Source organism: Chromobacterium sp. FG89 (assembly GCF_057808735.1).
In genome coordinates this window covers 59,893-74,798 of record NZ_JBMDIQ010000003.1, presented here as the reverse complement: position 1 = coordinate 74,798, position 14,906 = coordinate 59,893, and the positions used below count along the sequence as shown (strand labels likewise).

Below are 14,906 nucleotides of genomic sequence, written 5' to 3'. Positions count from 1 at the left end.
CGCGCGTTTTGAATAGGCGCTGAGCCTGGCCGCGCCGCCGCCGTTCGCGGCGGCGGCGTGTGAGTCTTCACAGTCTGCTGGCGAATTGCCCTGGTTTGGACTTAGATGAATCATGTTCACGCATCAGGAGTGCGCCATGCAGTTCGACGAAGTTCGCCCAGAGCATTTCACCACGCTGTCCCGCAACCCGTTTCCGCATATTCTGATCGACCGGGCCTTGCAGCAGATCGCCGGCGGCAGCGCCGATGGCTCGCAGTTCCGCAAGGACGTGCTGGCCGCGGCGGGCTGGAGCCATGGCGGGCTGACGCCGTTCGGCAAGTATCCGGCCGACGCCTGCGTGGCGTTCAACCGCATCCGCAAGGTTCTGGAAGTGACCCAGGAGCCTGGCGCGATTCTGGCGGAGCTGGAGAAGGACGCGCCCACGGTCTGAAGCCCGGCGCGCATCATGCAAAAGCCCGCCTGTCGGCGGGCTTTGTTCTTGCGCGCAGACGCCGGATCTAGCCGGCGGCCTTTCTCAGGATGATGTACAACTCATCCTTCAGCCGCAGCTTTTCCTTTTTCAGGGTTTCGATTTCGAAGTCGACGGAAGGCTCGATGCGCGCTTCCATATTCTTGATCTTCTGGTCCAGGTCGTTGTGTTTGTTGAACAGGCGGGTGAAGTGCTCGTCTTCGGTTTTCAGCTTGCTGATCAGTTCGCGGTATTCGGGAAACATGGGCGACTCCTTGGGCGGGTGGATACATGGAGCGGCTGACGACGCGAACCCGGGCGAAGCCTAAGGGCAAAGACAGCGGCCGTCAGCGATCAGATACTGCCAAACCATGCTAACACCGCGCGGCGGCGAAGGTTATTGATCCAGAGCAGACACCCACCCTTAGGCCAGCCGGGCGCGGCAAGGCGCGCTCAGAGTCTGTTCAACGCCGTATCGCCGAAGCGCGGCAGATTTTGAACGGGTTCTCAGGGCTTGAACCAGGGACGTCCACGCTGGGTGGGCAGCTGGTAGCGTTCCGCCAGTTTCTCGTAGCCGCCGGCGGCGGCGAAGCGGCGCAGGCCCTGGTTGAAGCGGTCGCGGTCGCGGACGTCGCGGAAGGTCAGCCGGTAATGGGTGGGGGTGAACAGCGCGTACGGGCAGAGCTTGGCGCCGACGTCGATTTCCCGGCGCAGCTCGTGGCTCAACTGCTGGAAGATGTTGACGTCAGAAATCGCCACGTCGGCGCGCTCGCTGTACAGCAGGCGGTTGAGGGTGACCTGCGGCGATTCTTCCCGGTAGGACGTAATCTGCGGCGCCAGCGCGGCGAAGTCGGGGCCCAGGTAAAGGTGAGCGCCCTGGAAGGCGGCCACCCGGAAACGGGCCAGGTCGTCCAGCCGGCGCAGGCGGATGCGGCGTTTGCACAGCGTGATCGCCATGTTCTGGTAGACGATGTAGGGCTCGGAAACATGGCCGCCACTATTGGCGATGGCGGCATCCACCTGGCCGTTGGCCAGCCAGTTGTGCGCGCGCAGATTGGGGCCGAAGCGGATTTGGGGCTGATAGCCGGCCTGGATCAGGGCCTGGTGGACGATATCGTATTCCACGCCTTTGGCGCGCTCTGCGTCGATATAGGGCTGTTTGGTTTCGCCCAGCGCCACCCGGATCGACGGCAGCGCGGCTATCGGGGCGCTGAGCGCGCCGAACAGCAGGGCCGGCAAGGCGCGGCGGGCGAGGTGGAGCGGCGAGAAAGCCATGGGGCGGTAGCGGATATCGATGTCTTGCAATGGCGCGCGCGCTTGGGCGGGGCCGCCGAATAGATTATTTATAGCCGCTGGTCCGGGTCCGGTCTTGTCTGATGCGCGGACGCGGGCCGCGGCTGCCGCATTGTAGCGATTGCGCGGCCGGGCTTCCCGGCTTTCCGGCAAGGGGCCGGCAAAAAGCGAGAATATGGCTTATCCACAGGATTTGGCGCAATGCCGTGCTTATCCACAGCGTGCTTAGCGCAGAGCCTGCTGCGCTTCGGCGATGCCGTGTTGAAAGCCCTTCTTATTTGATGCCCAGCCTTTCCATCCGATAACGCATGGAGCGGAAGGTCACGCCCAGCTGCTTGGCGGCTTGGGTGCGGTTGAAGCGGGTGCTTTCCAGCGCCTTGAGTATGGCCTCGCGCTCCACCCGGTCCAGAAAGTCTTGCAGCGGCTCGCCGTCGGCGCATGTCGGCGCTTCGCCGTCGCCGTGGCCGCCGTGATCGCCAGGCAGCAGTTGCAGGTCCGGCAATTCGATGCGGGCGTCGTTGGCCAGCGCCACCGCGCGCTCCAGGATGTTTTCCAGTTCGCGGAAATTGCCCGGGTAATTGTATTCCAGCAAGGCCTTGAGCGCCGCCGGCGCCAGCCGCGGCTTTTCATCGGGGGAAAAGCGTTCCAGCAGGCCGGCGATGTAGCGCGGCAGATCCTCGCGCAGTTCGCGCAGCGGCGGCATGCGCAGCGGCAGCACGTTCAGCCGGTAATACAGGTCCTGGCGGAAGCTGCCGGCGTCCACCCGCGCCGCCAGGTCTTTGTGGGTGGCGCAGATGATGCGCACGTCCACCGCTTCTTCCTGGGCGTTGCCGAGGCGGCGCACTTTCTTTTCCTGAATCGCGCGCAGCAGCTTGACCTGCATCGCCAGCGGCAGATCGGCCACTTCGTCCAGAAACAGCGTGCCGCCGTTGGCTTGCTGAAAGAAGCCGTCGCGGTCGTTGTCGGCGCCGGTGAACGCGCCTTTGCGGTAGCCGAAGAATTCGCTTTCCATCAGCGTTTCCGGGATGGCGCCGCAGTTGACCGGAATGAACGGCCGTTCGGCGCGCGCGCTGTGCTCGTGTATCATCCGCGCCGCCTGTTCCTTGCCGGTGCCGGACTCGCCGCTGAGGTAGACCGCGGCCTGGCTGCGCGCCAGCTTGCCGACCAGGCGCAAGGCTTCCTGGATCGCCGGGGATTCGCCGTCCAGCCGCACCGCGGCGCCGGGCTTGCCGTTGTCCACGCGCAGCACGGACTTCACCAGGCTGCGCAATTGCGCCAGGCTGACCGGTTTTTGCAGGTAGTCGAAGGCGCCCGCCTTCATCGCCAGCACCGCGTTGTCGGTGTTGCCGTAGGCGGTGATCACCGCGATGGGCACGTCCAGCCCCTGCTCGGCGATATGGCGCACCACCTCGATGCCCTCACCGTCCGGCAGGCGCATATCGGTCAGCGCCAGGTCGAAGGGCTGGCTGTTCAGGCTGAGTTTGGCGGCGCCGACGCTGGCGGCGGTGGCCACGTCCAGCCCCATCTTGATCAGGGTCAGTTCCAGCAGTTCGCGGATGTCCGGTTCGTCGTCGATCACCAGCACGCGCAGAGAGGATTTAGCCATAAGCCTTGTGACAGATCAGACGGAACACGCCGCCGGGCGGGCAGTAGTCCAGCCGCGCGTCGTTGGCTTCCGCCAGCTCGCGCGCAATGTACAGGCCCAGTCCGGTGCCGGCGCTTTCCGTGGTGAAAAAGGGTTCGAACAAGCGGGCCTGGGCATCTTCGCTCATGCCCGGCCCATCGTCCATGACCTTGATGGTCAGGTGGTTTTCCACTTCGCCCACTTCGATGCGCACCGCGCCCGGCTGTTTGCTGGAGTAGCGCCAGGCGTTGGCCAGCAGATTATTGAGAATCTGGCCGAAATGGCCGCGGTCGAACTGGACCGCGGCGGCTTGCGCCTGGTAGACGCAGCAGATCGCGCCGGCGGCGGCGGCCTCCACCACGCCGAAGTGGTCCAGCAGTTCGTCCAGAAATGGCTGCAGCCGGATGGGCTCGGGCTTGATCCGGTCGCGGCGGTTCAAGGCCAGCACTTCCTGCACCATGTGGTTGATGCGCTTGCTATTGCCTTGCACGATGCGGATCAGCCGCTGGCGCGCGGGATCGGTTTCGTCTTCGGCCAGCAGATCCGCCGCGTGGTTGATCGCCGACAGCGGGTTGCGGATTTCATGGGCGATATTGGCGGTGAGCCGTCCCAGCGCCGCCAGCTTCACGCGTTTGCCCTCTTCCGCCATGTCGGCCATATCGCGCATGAACAGCAAGAGCGCGTGGTCGTCGCCCATCAGCACCGGCACCATGCGGCCCACCAATTGGCGGCCGCGGATATTGCGGTCTATGAAGCTGGGATTGGGCGGGCAGCCGTTGTGCCGCCAGCGCTCCACCAGCGGCAGCAGTTCCGGGACGACGTGGCCGCGGCGCATGGCGCCGAAGTAGCGCGCCGCCTGGTTGTTGAACTGGCGCAGCAGGCCGGACGGGTCCAGCACCACCACCGCGTCGCGCTGGCTTTGCAACACCAGTTCGTTCAGGCGGTTGAGGTTGGCGATTTCGCCGCCGCGGCGGGTGGCCAAGGCCTCGGAGTCGCGCGCCACCCGGCCCAGCTTCCAGGTGACGATGGAGGTGATGAAGCCGGCGGTGGCCAGCAGCGCGGAGTAGTAGAAGTCGGAACCGCGGCCTATGCCCAGGTATTGCTCGACGCCGACGAAGGACAGCAGGATCAGCGTGGCGATGGAGGCGTAGAACAGCGCGTAGCGGCCGGAGGACAGCAGGCCGGCCACCGCCAGATAGGGCAGGAGCAGGATGCCGTAGCCGCTGCGCACGCCGTCGTTGATGCCCATCAGCAGCACGATCATCGCGATGTCGGCGGCGATGGCCAGGGTCAGTTGCAGGGTGTGGGCCAGCCGGCCGTTGCGCAGCAGGAACCAGGCGCCGATCAGCGCGGCGTAGACGCCGCTCCACAGATAGAAGGCCTTGCCGCCGGCCACCAGCGATTCGCCTTCGCGGTTGGCGAACAGCGACATCGCCAGCAGCACCAGCAGCAGCGCCGCCCGGAAGCTGTTGATGAAGACCAGCCCGCTGCGCGGGGTCAACGGCGTGGGCGGGCGGTCCCGGTTCATGTCGTCGGCAGCTCGCTGATGGCGCCGACGCTCCATTTCTTGGGCATCAGCTTGCCCTTCTTGCCGCGCTTGCCGGCGAACTCCGCCAGCGCCAGTTTTTCATCGGAGGCCTTGCCGCGCACCGACAGCGTGGACAGCAGCGCCTTGTCGCCGTTGACGAGGCCGACGGCGGTGAGGGCTTCGCCGTTGTCCAGCGCCATCAGCATCAGGCCGCGGCCCTTGGCCAGCTCCTTGAGCTCGGCGGCCGGGAAGGCCAGCAGCCGGCCGTTGTCGGCGGCGGCCACCAACTGGGTGGCTTCAGCGATGCCGGCCGCCGGCAGCGGCGCCGGGGTTAGCACGCTTTCTTCCGGGTTCAGCGTCAGGAAGGCCTTGCCGGCCTTGACCCGGCCAGCCATGTCGCCCAGCTTGGCGATGAAGCCGTAACCGCCGGAACCGGCGACGACGAAGCGGGTCTCGTCCTTGCCGGACAGCATCTGCGCCGGCTTGGCGCCGTCCTGCAGGTCCACCAGCGAGGCCACCGGCACGCCGTCGCCGCGGCCGGTGGGCACGTCGGCCGGATCCACGGTGTAGGCGCGGCCCTTGGAGTCCAGCACGATCACCGACCACACGGTGCGGGTTTCCACCACGGTGTGCAGCGCGTCGCCGTCCTTGAAGGCCAGCGCGGTGAGGTCGACGTTGTGGCCGACGCGGGCGCGGATCCAGCCCTTTTGCGACAGGATGATGGTGACCGGCTCGTCGGCTATGGTCTGGGTCAGCACCGCGCGCTCGGCGGTCTTGATCTCGCTGCGGCGCTTGTCGCCGTATTTGGCGGCGTCGGCCTGGATTTCCTCGCGCATCATGGTGCGCAGCGCGTCCGGGGTGTCCAGCACGTGGCGCAGGCCTTCGCGCTCCTCGCGCAGGTCGGACAGCTCTTTCTCCAGCTTGAAGCCTTCCAGCCGCGCCAGTTGGCGCAGGCGGATTTCCAGGATGTCCTCGGCCTGGATCTCGGTCAGGCCGAAGGCCTTGATCAGGTCTGGCTTGGGCTCGTCGGATTCGCGTATCACGCGTATCACTTCATCGATGTGGATGAAGGCGATCATCCGCCCTTCCAGGATGTGGATGCGCTTTTCCACCTGGGCCAGCCGGTGCTGCAGGCGGCGGGTGACGGTGGTGCGGCGGAAGTCCAGCCATTCGCTGAGGATGGGCTTGAGGCCTTTCTGACCCGGCCGGCCGTCCAGGCCTATCATCACCAGGTTCATCGAGGCGTTGCCCTCCAGGCTGGTCTGCGCCAGCAAGGTGTTGATGAACTCGTCCGTGTCCTGGCGGCTGGATTTGGGTTCGAACACCAGGCGCACCGGGCACTCGCTGTCGGATTCGTCGCGCACGCGGTCCAGCAGCGACAACATCAGGCTCTTCAGGTTTTGCTGGTCCTGGGTCAGCGCCTTCTTGCCGGTCTTGACCTTGGGATTGGTGGCTTCTTCGATCTCCGCCAGCACTTTCTGCGCGCTGGAGCCGGGCGGCAGTTCGGACACGATCACGCGCCACTGGCCGCGCGCCAGTTTTTCCACTTCCCACTTGGCGCGCACGCGCACGCTGCCGCGGCCGCTCTCATAGGCGGCGAGGATGTCTTCGGCCGGGGTGATGATCTGGCCGCCGCCGGGGAAGTCCGGGCCGGGCACGTATTGCATCAGCGCCGCGGTGTCCAGTTCCGGATCGTCCAGCAGCGCGACGCAGGCTTGGGCCACTTCGGTCAGATTGTGCGGCGGGATTTCGGTGGCGAGGCCCACGGCGATGCCGGAGGCGCCGTTGAGCAGCACCATGGGCAGGCGCGCCGGCAGCAAGCGCGGCTCTTCGAAGGCGCCGTCGTAATTGGGCACGAAGTCCACGGTGCCCATGTCGATTTCCGACAGCAGCAGATCGGCGATCGGGGTCAGCCGCGCCTCGGTGTAACGCATCGCCGCCGCGCCGTCGCCGTCGCGGCTGCCGAAGTTGCCCTGGCCGTCGATCAAGGGGTAGCGCAGCGTGAAGTCCTGCGCCATGCGCACCAGCGCCTCGTAGGCGGAGCTGTCGCCGTGAGGATGGTATTTACCCAGGATCTCGCCGACCACGCGCGCGGATTTCACCGGCTTGGCGCCGTGGGCCAGGCCCATGTCGCGCATCGCGTACAGGATGCGGCGCTGCACGGGTTTCTGGCCGTCGGCCACTTCCGGCAGCGCGCGGCCCTTGACCACGCTCATCGCGTATTCCAGGTAGGCGCGCTCGGCGTAAAGGTCCAGCGGAATCCACTCGCCGTCGTCGGCGTCTGCCGCGGGCGGAGTGGGCGGCGGCGGGGTCAGGGCGGCGGCGCCGTCCGGCGTAATCTCGGCAAACAGATCGTTATCGTTCATATGGGCAAGGCAGGAGTTGAATCGGTTAGCGTTCATCGGCCGGCGTTTGCGCCACGGCAAAGCCTGTCCTCACGGTTATAGCTGGCAAACACGCCTTGTCGTAAGCTTGGCCCGGGCGCGCCGCTAAGCCGGCCGATGATAATGAATCAGTTCAGGGGAATTCTACTATGGCAAACCGAGTTGCGTGGCACTGCCACCGTTTCGATGGTTTTACGCCGCTGGCGCTGTATCGGGCCTTGCAGTTGCGCGACCGGGTGTTCGTGGTGGAGCAGCAGTCGATTTACGGCGACGTGGACGGCGTGGATCTGCACTGTCTGCACTTGTCCGGCCACGACGACGGCGGCCGGCTGCTGGCTTACGCGCGCCTGATCGCGCCGGGGGAGAAATACCCGGACGCGGCGGCGATAGGCCGGGTGGTGGTGGCGCCGGAGGCGCGCGGCCAGGGTCTGGGCAAGGCGCTGCTGGCGCAGGCGGTGGCGCAGTGCCGCGCGCATTTCCCGCAGGCGGCCGTCATGTTGTCGGCGCAGACCGACGCGCAGGCCTTGTACGAAAGTTTCGGCTTCTGCGTGGTGTCCGAGGCTTACGACGACGGCGGCATTCCGCATGTGGACATGCGGCGAGAGGCCGGCGTCTGAGAACCTGTTTACGATCTGCTGCGCGTCGGCGGAATAGTTAGACAAGGGCGTTGAAAACGCTTTCAGAATGCTCATGTACCCCCTGTACATTCCGCTTCTTCAACCGTTTTCGCCTTGTCTCGCCTTAGCTCGCGAGATCGTAAACACGTTCTGAGCGCTCGCGGCATGGCCCACAATGAAAAACCCACCCCGCAAGAGGGTGGGCGCATTGGACGGGGCGTTGGGGTCAGCGCTTGACCGCCGGGCCGTCGCTGCCCAATTCCACCGCGTAGGCCAGCGCCAGTTGCGAGAACTTCAGCGCGTGGCGAGCCTGGTTGCCGGCGCTGGCGAGGGTGTCGCGCACGGTGTGGATATTGGGGTTGGACTGGTTGAAGGCGGACTCGAACGGGAAGGACGCCGGGTAGCCGTTCTTGTGCCAGGAGGCGTGGTCCGAGCACGCGTAGCCGCACGAGCTGTAGCCCACTTTCAGATTGGGCAGATAGACCTTGGCCAGGTTGGCGAGGAAGGTGTTCTGCGACGCGTTGGTGTAGTCGGTGAACAGGAAGATGTCCTCCGCGCTGCCCTGGTAGTTGGTCATGTCCAGCTGCAAGGCGCCCACCACGTTGACCTTCTGCTGCTTGTAGCGGTTGGCGATGTCGGAGGAGCCGCGCAGGCCCACTTCTTCCGCCGCGTAGGCCATGAACTTGATGGTGCGGCGCGGCTGGTAGTTGTTGGCCATCAGCACGCGGATCACCTCGGTCAGGCTGGCGATGCCGGAGGCGTCGTCGTCGGCGCCCGGCGCGCGGCTGGTTTCGCCGGTGCCGTTGCCCACGGTGGAGTCCAGATGCCCGCCCAGCACCAGGGTTTCGGCGGCGTTGTCCTTGCCCTTGATGGTGAGGATCACCGATTTCTGCGGCCAGGCGCTGTGGGCGAACTGCTCCACGCTCACGTCGCCGCGGCCGGCGGCCAGCTGCCGCCATTGGCTGGCGATCCAGTTGGAGGCGTTGACGCCGTGGCTGGTGGTGTAGAAGCGGTTCTGGTAGTTGGACAGGGACTGGATGGTGCCGAGGATGTTGCTGTCCTGCAGCTGCGGCAACAGCTTGTTGACGGCGGCCTGGTCGTTGATCTGGTAGCTGGGCAGCAGCGCGCTGGCCACCGGGGCTTTCAGCGCGGTGCGCGCGTCCTGCAGATCCTTGTGCACGATGAAGCCGCCGCAATGGCGCAGGCTGTGGTGGATGGCGTCCGACAATTGCGGCAGCACGCTGTCGTCCACTTGCACCAGGTGGACCTTCTCGGTGGCCACGCCCTTGGCGGACACGCCGGCCGGCAGCGCGCTCACCGCCAGCTGGCGGCTTTCCTGACTGCGGCTTTTCGGGCTGACCTGTTGCAATAGCTGGTAGGCGTCGTCGCCGATGGAAATCCACACCGGGGCGGCCTGGGCGGCGCCGGCCAGGCTGGTGGCGGCCAAGAGCGCGACGAGACTCGGTTTGAGAGTGAGCATTCCGGAATTCCTGAGCGATGCCGGCCATGGACGGGCCATGGCCGGCGGATGGGAGAAACGGCGCGGGCCGTCATGGCCGCGCCGTCAGGCGGTCATCAGCTGCCGCAAGCCACGCCCACGGCGGTGAAGGCCTTGGTCACGTCGGCCTTGCTGTAGCCGCGCGCTTCGGCCGCTTTTTCAACGCCGCAAGCGGCGCTGTTGTAAGTGGCGTTGGAGGTCCAGTACAGGCGGTTGGCGTCCACGAACACTTCAAAGGCCTTGCGGGTGTTCCAGCCGGCGCTGGTGGCGATCAGGTAGAAGGCCTTGTTGTACACGCCGCTGGAGTAGTGCACGTCCAGGCCGCTGGTGTAGTCCTTGGCGTGGCCGATGGAGCGGCCGTCCTTGGTCGGATCGGCGAAGTAGCGCAGCGCGCCGGTCTGCTTGAAGATTTCCGCGCCCACCAGGAAGTCGTTCTTGCCCTTCATGTAGTACTCGGCGGCTTCGCCGGCCATGTCGGAGAACGCTTCGTTGATGCCGCCGGACTGGCCGCTGTAGACCAGGCCGGAGTTCTGCTCGGTGAAGCCGTGGCTGACTTCGTGAGCGGACACGTCCAGCGACACCAGCGGATAGAAGCGGGTGGCGCCGTCGCCGAAGGTCATCGCGCTGCCGTCCCAGAACGCGTTTTCATAGTTGCGGCTGTAATGCACCTTCATCAGCAGTTTCTGGTTGATCGGACGCAGGTTGAACCAGTCCTTGTACAGATTGAACACCACGTTGCCGAAGTAGTGGGCGTCGTTCAGCGGCGAGTAGGCGCCGTTGATCTGCTTGTAGGTGTTGGTGGGGCAAGCGAACTTGTACGGGGTGGTGCCGCTGGTGCCGCCGTTCAGGTTGATGGTGGCCACGTTGCCGCTGTCCATCTTGCAATCGCTGGTGACGATCAGCGGGCCGTAGTTGGTGCCGTACAGATACTTGCCGGTCTTGGCGTTGCCGCCGGGGCCGTTGGCTTCGGCGTGGTTCAGGCCTTCCCACTGCTTCAGCACCTGGCCGCTGTTGGCGTCGATGATGAGGTGCGGGCGGCTGGGCTCCTTGCCGCCTTCCACCAGGAAGGACACCAGGTAAACCAGCTGGGCGGTGTTGTTGTCCAGACGGACCACCAGTTCCGTCTTCTCATTGCGGGTTTCGTAGCCGTTGGCCTTCAGCGCCTTGGCGCTGGCCAGCACCTGGGAGGCGCTGAGCGCCGGCTTGACCGAAGCCAGGTCGGAGCCGATGCCGCGCACATAGTAGCCGGACAGCTTGCTGGCCGCGGCGGTGGACGAGCCTTTGGCGAACTGTTTTTCCTCCACCACGGCCTCGCCCCACACCGGCACGCCCTGATAGAACTGCTGGTAGCGGGTGACGACTTTGCCGTTGGGGAACTGGGCGCTGCGCTGCGCTTTCAGTTCGCCCTGGTTGATGCCGGCGGCGCTGAACACGCTGGCGCCGTCGACGAGTTTGCTGGATTTGGCCAGCGCTTCCAGGTTGACGCGCTCGGCGGCGTGGGCGGAACCGTAAGCCAGGGCGAGAGCGGACAGCACCAGTACGCGAACCATCGCAGTTTGGGTTTTCATCACGACTTTTTCTCCAATGTAGATCAGCAGGACACGGTAATGCCCCGCGTCAAGCCGGCGGGTCTTGCATAAAGGCCGCCGGCGCCAGACAGGCTTGCGCCTGCCCTTTCGGACGCTTGGAAACCGTTCCCTCAAGATGGCTGCCGCCATCGGGCGGGGAGGTTTTCGCCGCGTCCCTTATGCATTCCCGACATGGGACGTCGCTCTGAGCATGGGAAAGGAATTGCTGAAACCAGAGGACGTTGGCTTGGTTTGTTCTGACGACCACTTGCCAAATGCATAAATTATGTATTGGTTTTTCCGACTTGATATGCATCTGTTCTAAGTGCCAGTTGCCTGGGCATGGCCGGCGGCGGGCATGACCGAAATCAAAGCGGGGCGTCGAATCCTTGGTAGACAAGGAGAAGAGAGGGAAACATCAAGAAAATGAAAAGCCGCATCATCCCGATGCGGCTTGTTGTGATGCGGCAACATCCAAATCGCTATAAAAGCGGACAAACTGTCTAATTTGAGATGGTTGCAGTTTTTTGAATATGCGTAAAACTCATTATTTCAATGAGTTGTCCTCACTGGAGACCGGTTCACGGCGCCAGCCGCGCGATCTTCCAGCCGCCGTCTTCCCGCAAGGCGTACTGCACCCGGTCATGCAGCCGGCTGGGTCGGCCCTGCCAGAATTCCAGCCGGTCCGGCGTCACCGCGTAGCCGCCCCAATGCGGCGGCCGCGGCACGTTCAGCGGGTGTTTGACCCCGAACATCGCCGCGCGCGACACCAGCACGCCCTTGGAGCCGATCTCGCTGCTCTGCTCGCTGGCCCAGGCGCCTACGCGGCTGGTGTAGGGCCGGCTGGCGAAATAGGCGTCGGATATTTCCGGCGCCACCTGGGCGGCGCGGCCCTCGATGCGGATCTGCCGTTCCAGCTCCGGCCAGAAGAAGGTCAGCGCCACATAGGGGTTGTCGCTCAGCTGGCGGCCCTTGCGGCTCAGATAATTGGTGTAGAACAGCAGCTGGCCGTCTTCCACGCCCTTGAGCAACACGATGCGCGATGTGGGGCGTCCGTCCGCGCCGGCCGTGGCCAGGTTCATCGCCGTGGGTTCCGGCATCTGCGCGGCGATGGCCTGGTCCAGCCAGCTCTCCAGCTGGGCCAGCGGGTCCGGCAGGCACTCCTCCGGCGACAATTCTTTCTTGGAAAAATCCTTGCGGATGTCTGCGAGGTTCAGCGACATTTCGTCCTCCTTGATGGGGCTTATCTTATGCCAGCTTCGCTTGGCCCATATAGGGGTTTGCGCAAGAAGAACGCGTTATTTGGGACGCGCGCGGCGCCGGATTCTGCTATGTCGTATAAGGCGCCGGCGACGGGCCGGCGCGGCTTGCCGCCGCGGCGCAGGACTTGCGGTTCAAGTTAGGCTAAAATACCCCATTTCTTTCCGCGGCTTATCCGCCCATGCATCTGTTCGCCCTTGGTTTGAACCACCATACCGCACCGCTCTCCATCCGGGAAAAGCTGGCTTTTCCTGCGGAGGTGTTGCCCAAGGCGCTGGACAGCCTGGTCAGCTCGCATGCGGCGCGCGAGGCGGCCATCGTCTCTACCTGTAATCGCACCGAAATCTATTGCACCGGCGGCGATCCGCAGGCGGCGCTCAGCTGGCTGGCGCAATATCACGGCCTGGCGCTGGCGGAAATGCAGCCCTATCTGTATCAGCTGGACGAGGCCAACGCCGCGCGCCACGCTTTTCGCGTCGCCTCCGGCCTGGACTCCATGGTGCTGGGCGAAACCCAGATCCTGGGCCAGCTGAAGGACGCGGTGCGCAGCGCCGAACACGCCGGCACCATGGGCACCCTGCTCAACGGCCTGTTCCAGCGCACCTTCGCCGTGGCCAAGGAGGTGCGTTCCAACACCGCGGTGGGCGCCAGTTCGGTGTCGATGTCGGCGGCGGCGGTCAAGCTGGCCGAGCAGATCTTCCCCACCATTGGCGAACTGAACATTCTGTTTGTCGGCGCCGGGGAAATGATAGAGCTGGTGGCCACTCACTTCGCCGCGCGCAATCCCTCCTGTATCACCGTGGCCAACCGCACGCTGGAGCGCGGCCAGCGGCTGGCGGAGCAGTTCGGCGGCAACGCCGTCACCCTCGCCGAGCTGCCGGACATCCTGCCGCGCTACGATGTGCTGGTCACCTCCACCGCCAGCCAGCTGCCCATCATAGGCAAGGGCATGGTGGAGCGCGCGATCAAGGCGCGCCGTCACCGCCCCATCTTCATGCTGGACTTGGCGGTGCCGCGCGACATCGAAGTGGAAGTGGGCAAGCTGGCCGATGTGTTCCTGTACAGCGTGGACGACATCGCCAGCGTGGTGGAAGTGGGCAAGGAAGCGCGTCAGAGCGCGGCCGCGGAAGCCGAAACCATCATTCAGGCCCGGGTTTGCGAGTTCAGCGACTGGCTGAAGAAGCGCGAAACCGTGCCCTTGATCCGCGCGCTGCGCGACGACGCGGACCGGCTGCGCCGCGCCGCGCTGGACGCCGCGCTCAAGCAGCTGGCGCGCGGCGAAGCGCCGGAGCGGGTGTTGGAAACCTTGTCGGTGCAACTGACCAATAAATTGATGCATCCCCCCACCCGGGCCTTGTCGTCCGGGCGCGGCGCGGAGCACGACGCGCAGGTGGAAGCCGTGGCGCGTCTTTATCGTTTACACCCGGAGTCGTAATGAAAGCGTCAATTGCGGCCAAACTGGCGCAACTGGCCGATCGTCTGGAAGAGGTGACCCACCTCCTGGCCAGCGAGGCGGCCACTCAAAATATGGATGCGTTCCGCAAGCTCACCCGCGAGCACGCCGAACTCAGCCCGGTGGTGGAAACCTACCAAGGCTACCGCCAGTGCGAAAGCGACATCGCCGCGGCGGAAGACATGTTGTCGGACCCGGAAATGAAGGAGTTCGCCCAGGCGGAAATCGCCGAGGGCAAGGATAAGCTGGCGGTCTTGGAGCTGGAGTTGCAGAAGTTGCTGCTGCCCAAGGACCCCAACGACGAGAAAAACATCTTCTTGGAAATCCGCGCCGGCACCGGCGGCGACGAGGCCGCGCTGTTCGCCGGCGACCTCCTGCGCATGTATACCCGCTACGCCGAACGCAATCGCTGGCAGGCGGAGATCGTCTCCGCCAGCGAATCCGACCTGGGTGGTTATAAAGAAGTCATCGTGCGCCTGATCGGCTTCGGCGCCTATTCCCGGCTCAAGTTCGAATCCGGCGGCCACCGCGTGCAGCGGGTGCCGGTGACCGAGACCCAGGGCCGCATCCACACCTCGGCCTGCACCGTGGCGGTGATGGCCGAGGCCGACGAACTGGCCGACGTGGTGCTGAACCCGTCTGATCTGCGCATCGACACTTTCAGGGCCAGCGGCGCCGGCGGCCAGCACATCAACAAGACGGATTCCGCGGTGCGCATCACCCATATTCCGACGGGGATTGTGGCGGAGTGTCAGGACGGCCGTTCCCAGCACGCCAACAAGGCCAGCGCCATGCAAGTGCTGGCGGCGCGCATCATGGACATCCAGCGCCGCGAACAGCAGCAGAAGGAAGCGGCCGAGCGCAAGAGCCTGATCGGCTCCGGCGACCGTTCCGAGCGCATCCGCACCTATAACTTCCCGCAAGGCCGCATCACCGACCACAGGATCAATCTGACGCTGTACAAGCTGGATTACGTGATGGACGGCGATCTGAGCGAACTGACCGGCGCCTTGATCGCCGAGCAGCAGGCGGAACTGCTGGCGGAATTGGGCGAGTGAAAGCCGGGCGGTACTAGCCAGGATTATTGCGTTGCCGCTGTCGGCGCAACGCGCTACACTCGCAAACTCAAGAACGGGCGGTTCGCCGCCCGCGCCCAAGCGACGTTCGCGCCGCCTGGGCTTATTCTCCGAACTTTGGGCCACTCGCGTGGCCTTTTTTCTTGTCCGCTCGCCG

The 14,906-nt window shown here is 65.0% G+C and carries 12 protein-coding genes; 4 read left to right on the top strand and 8 right to left on the bottom strand.

All coding sequences use genetic code 11. From position 1 onward, the window contains the following. Positions 1–136: 136 nt before the first annotated feature. Positions 137–430, top strand: a complete 294-nt coding sequence (locus ACODRW_RS03820) for a hypothetical protein (protein WP_107802085.1) — start codon at positions 137–139, stop codon at positions 428–430. 67 nt (positions 431–497) lie between these two features. Here the strand turns inward: ACODRW_RS03820 and ACODRW_RS03815 are convergent, their stop codons facing one another. From ACODRW_RS03815 to parC, 5 genes are all read right to left on the bottom strand, one after another. Beyond that, positions 498–713, bottom strand: a complete 216-nt coding sequence (locus ACODRW_RS03815) for an HP1242/YdcH family protein (RefSeq protein ID WP_107801369.1) — start codon at positions 711–713, stop codon at positions 498–500. 242 nt (positions 714–955) lie between these two features. Continuing rightward, positions 956–1,753, bottom strand: a complete 798-nt coding sequence (locus ACODRW_RS03810) for a transporter substrate-binding domain-containing protein (protein WP_233246762.1) — start codon at positions 1,751–1,753, stop codon at positions 956–958. A 262-nt stretch (positions 1,754–2,015) separates the two neighbouring features. Then, positions 2,016–3,347, bottom strand: coding sequence for a sigma-54-dependent transcriptional regulator (locus ACODRW_RS03805; protein WP_488905209.1), 1,332 nt, complete (start codon positions 3,345–3,347; stop codon positions 2,016–2,018). Then, the gene (locus ACODRW_RS03800; RefSeq protein ID WP_107801372.1) at positions 3,340–4,893 is read right to left on the bottom strand and encodes a sensor histidine kinase; all 1,554 of its coding nucleotides are present in this window, start codon (positions 4,891–4,893) and stop codon (positions 3,340–3,342) included. Before ACODRW_RS03800 ends, ACODRW_RS03805 begins: the two co-directional genes overlap by 8 nt. Continuing rightward, positions 4,890–7,259, bottom strand: coding sequence for a DNA topoisomerase IV subunit A (gene parC, locus ACODRW_RS03795; protein ID WP_488905208.1), 2,370 nt, complete (start codon positions 7,257–7,259; stop codon positions 4,890–4,892). The genes ACODRW_RS03800 and parC overlap by 4 nt, the downstream gene beginning before the upstream one ends. Before the next feature lie 167 nt (positions 7,260–7,426). Here parC and ACODRW_RS03790 point away from each other — a divergent pair, with 167 nt between their 5' ends. After that, the gene (locus ACODRW_RS03790; RefSeq protein ID WP_486636201.1) at positions 7,427–7,894 is read left to right on the top strand and encodes a GNAT family N-acetyltransferase; all 468 of its coding nucleotides are present in this window, start codon (positions 7,427–7,429) and stop codon (positions 7,892–7,894) included. A 226-nt stretch (positions 7,895–8,120) separates the two neighbouring features. On the opposite strand, the gene ACODRW_RS03785 is transcribed toward ACODRW_RS03790, so the two are convergent. From ACODRW_RS03785 to pdxH, 3 genes are all read right to left on the bottom strand, one after another. Continuing rightward, a complete protein-coding gene (locus tag ACODRW_RS03785; RefSeq protein ID WP_107801375.1) occupies positions 8,121–9,374 on the bottom strand; it encodes a M28 family metallopeptidase in 1,254 nt (417 codons plus the stop codon). A 95-nt stretch (positions 9,375–9,469) separates the two neighbouring features. After that, positions 9,470–10,960, bottom strand: a complete 1,491-nt coding sequence (locus ACODRW_RS03780) for a M4 family metallopeptidase (RefSeq protein ID WP_107801376.1) — start codon at positions 10,958–10,960, stop codon at positions 9,470–9,472. Positions 10,961–11,541: 581 nt separating this feature from the next. After that, positions 11,542–12,183, bottom strand: coding sequence for a pyridoxamine 5'-phosphate oxidase (gene pdxH / locus ACODRW_RS03775; protein ID WP_107801377.1), 642 nt, complete (start codon positions 12,181–12,183; stop codon positions 11,542–11,544). Positions 12,184–12,401: 218 nt separating this feature from the next. On the opposite strand from pdxH, the gene hemA reads away from it, so the two are divergent. Beyond that, entirely contained in the window at positions 12,402–13,655 is a 1,254-nt protein-coding gene (gene hemA / locus ACODRW_RS03770; protein ID WP_107801378.1) for a glutamyl-tRNA reductase, read from the top strand. Next, on the top strand, positions 13,655–14,731 hold the full coding sequence (gene prfA, locus ACODRW_RS03765; protein WP_107801379.1) for a peptide chain release factor 1: 1,077 nt from the start codon (positions 13,655–13,657) through the stop codon (positions 14,729–14,731). Before hemA ends, prfA begins: the two co-directional genes overlap by 1 nt. Positions 14,732–14,906 lie beyond the last annotated feature (175 nt).

What these genes read in the sequence shown, in the direction of transcription:
- ACODRW_RS03820 (WP_107802085.1), top strand. Translation starts at nt 137, where the DNA reads ATGCAGTTCGACGAAGTTCGCCCAGAGCATTTCACCACGCTGTCCCGC.
- ACODRW_RS03815 (WP_107801369.1), bottom strand. Translation starts at nt 713, where the DNA reads ATGTTTCCCGAATACCGCGAACTGATCAGCAAGCTGAAAACCGAAGAC.
- ACODRW_RS03805 (WP_488905209.1), bottom strand. Translation starts at nt 3,347, where the DNA reads ATGGCTAAATCCTCTCTGCGCGTGCTGGTGATCGACGACGAACCGGAC.
- ACODRW_RS03800 (WP_107801372.1), bottom strand. Translation starts at nt 4,893, where the DNA reads ATGAACCGGGACCGCCCGCCCACGCCGTTGACCCCGCGCAGCGGGCTG.
- parC (WP_488905208.1), bottom strand. Translation starts at nt 7,259, where the DNA reads ATGAACGATAACGATCTGTTTGCCGAGATTACGCCGGACGGCGCCGCC.
- ACODRW_RS03790 (WP_486636201.1), top strand. Translation starts at nt 7,427, where the DNA reads ATGGCAAACCGAGTTGCGTGGCACTGCCACCGTTTCGATGGTTTTACG.
- ACODRW_RS03785 (WP_107801375.1), bottom strand. Translation starts at nt 9,374, where the DNA reads ATGCTCACTCTCAAACCGAGTCTCGTCGCGCTCTTGGCCGCCACCAGC.
- ACODRW_RS03780 (WP_107801376.1), bottom strand. Translation starts at nt 10,960, where the DNA reads ATGAAAACCCAAACTGCGATGGTTCGCGTACTGGTGCTGTCCGCTCTC.
- pdxH (WP_107801377.1), bottom strand. Translation starts at nt 12,183, where the DNA reads ATGTCGCTGAACCTCGCAGACATCCGCAAGGATTTTTCCAAGAAAGAA.
- hemA (WP_107801378.1), top strand. Translation starts at nt 12,402, where the DNA reads ATGCATCTGTTCGCCCTTGGTTTGAACCACCATACCGCACCGCTCTCC.
- prfA (WP_107801379.1), top strand. Translation starts at nt 13,655, where the DNA reads ATGAAAGCGTCAATTGCGGCCAAACTGGCGCAACTGGCCGATCGTCTG.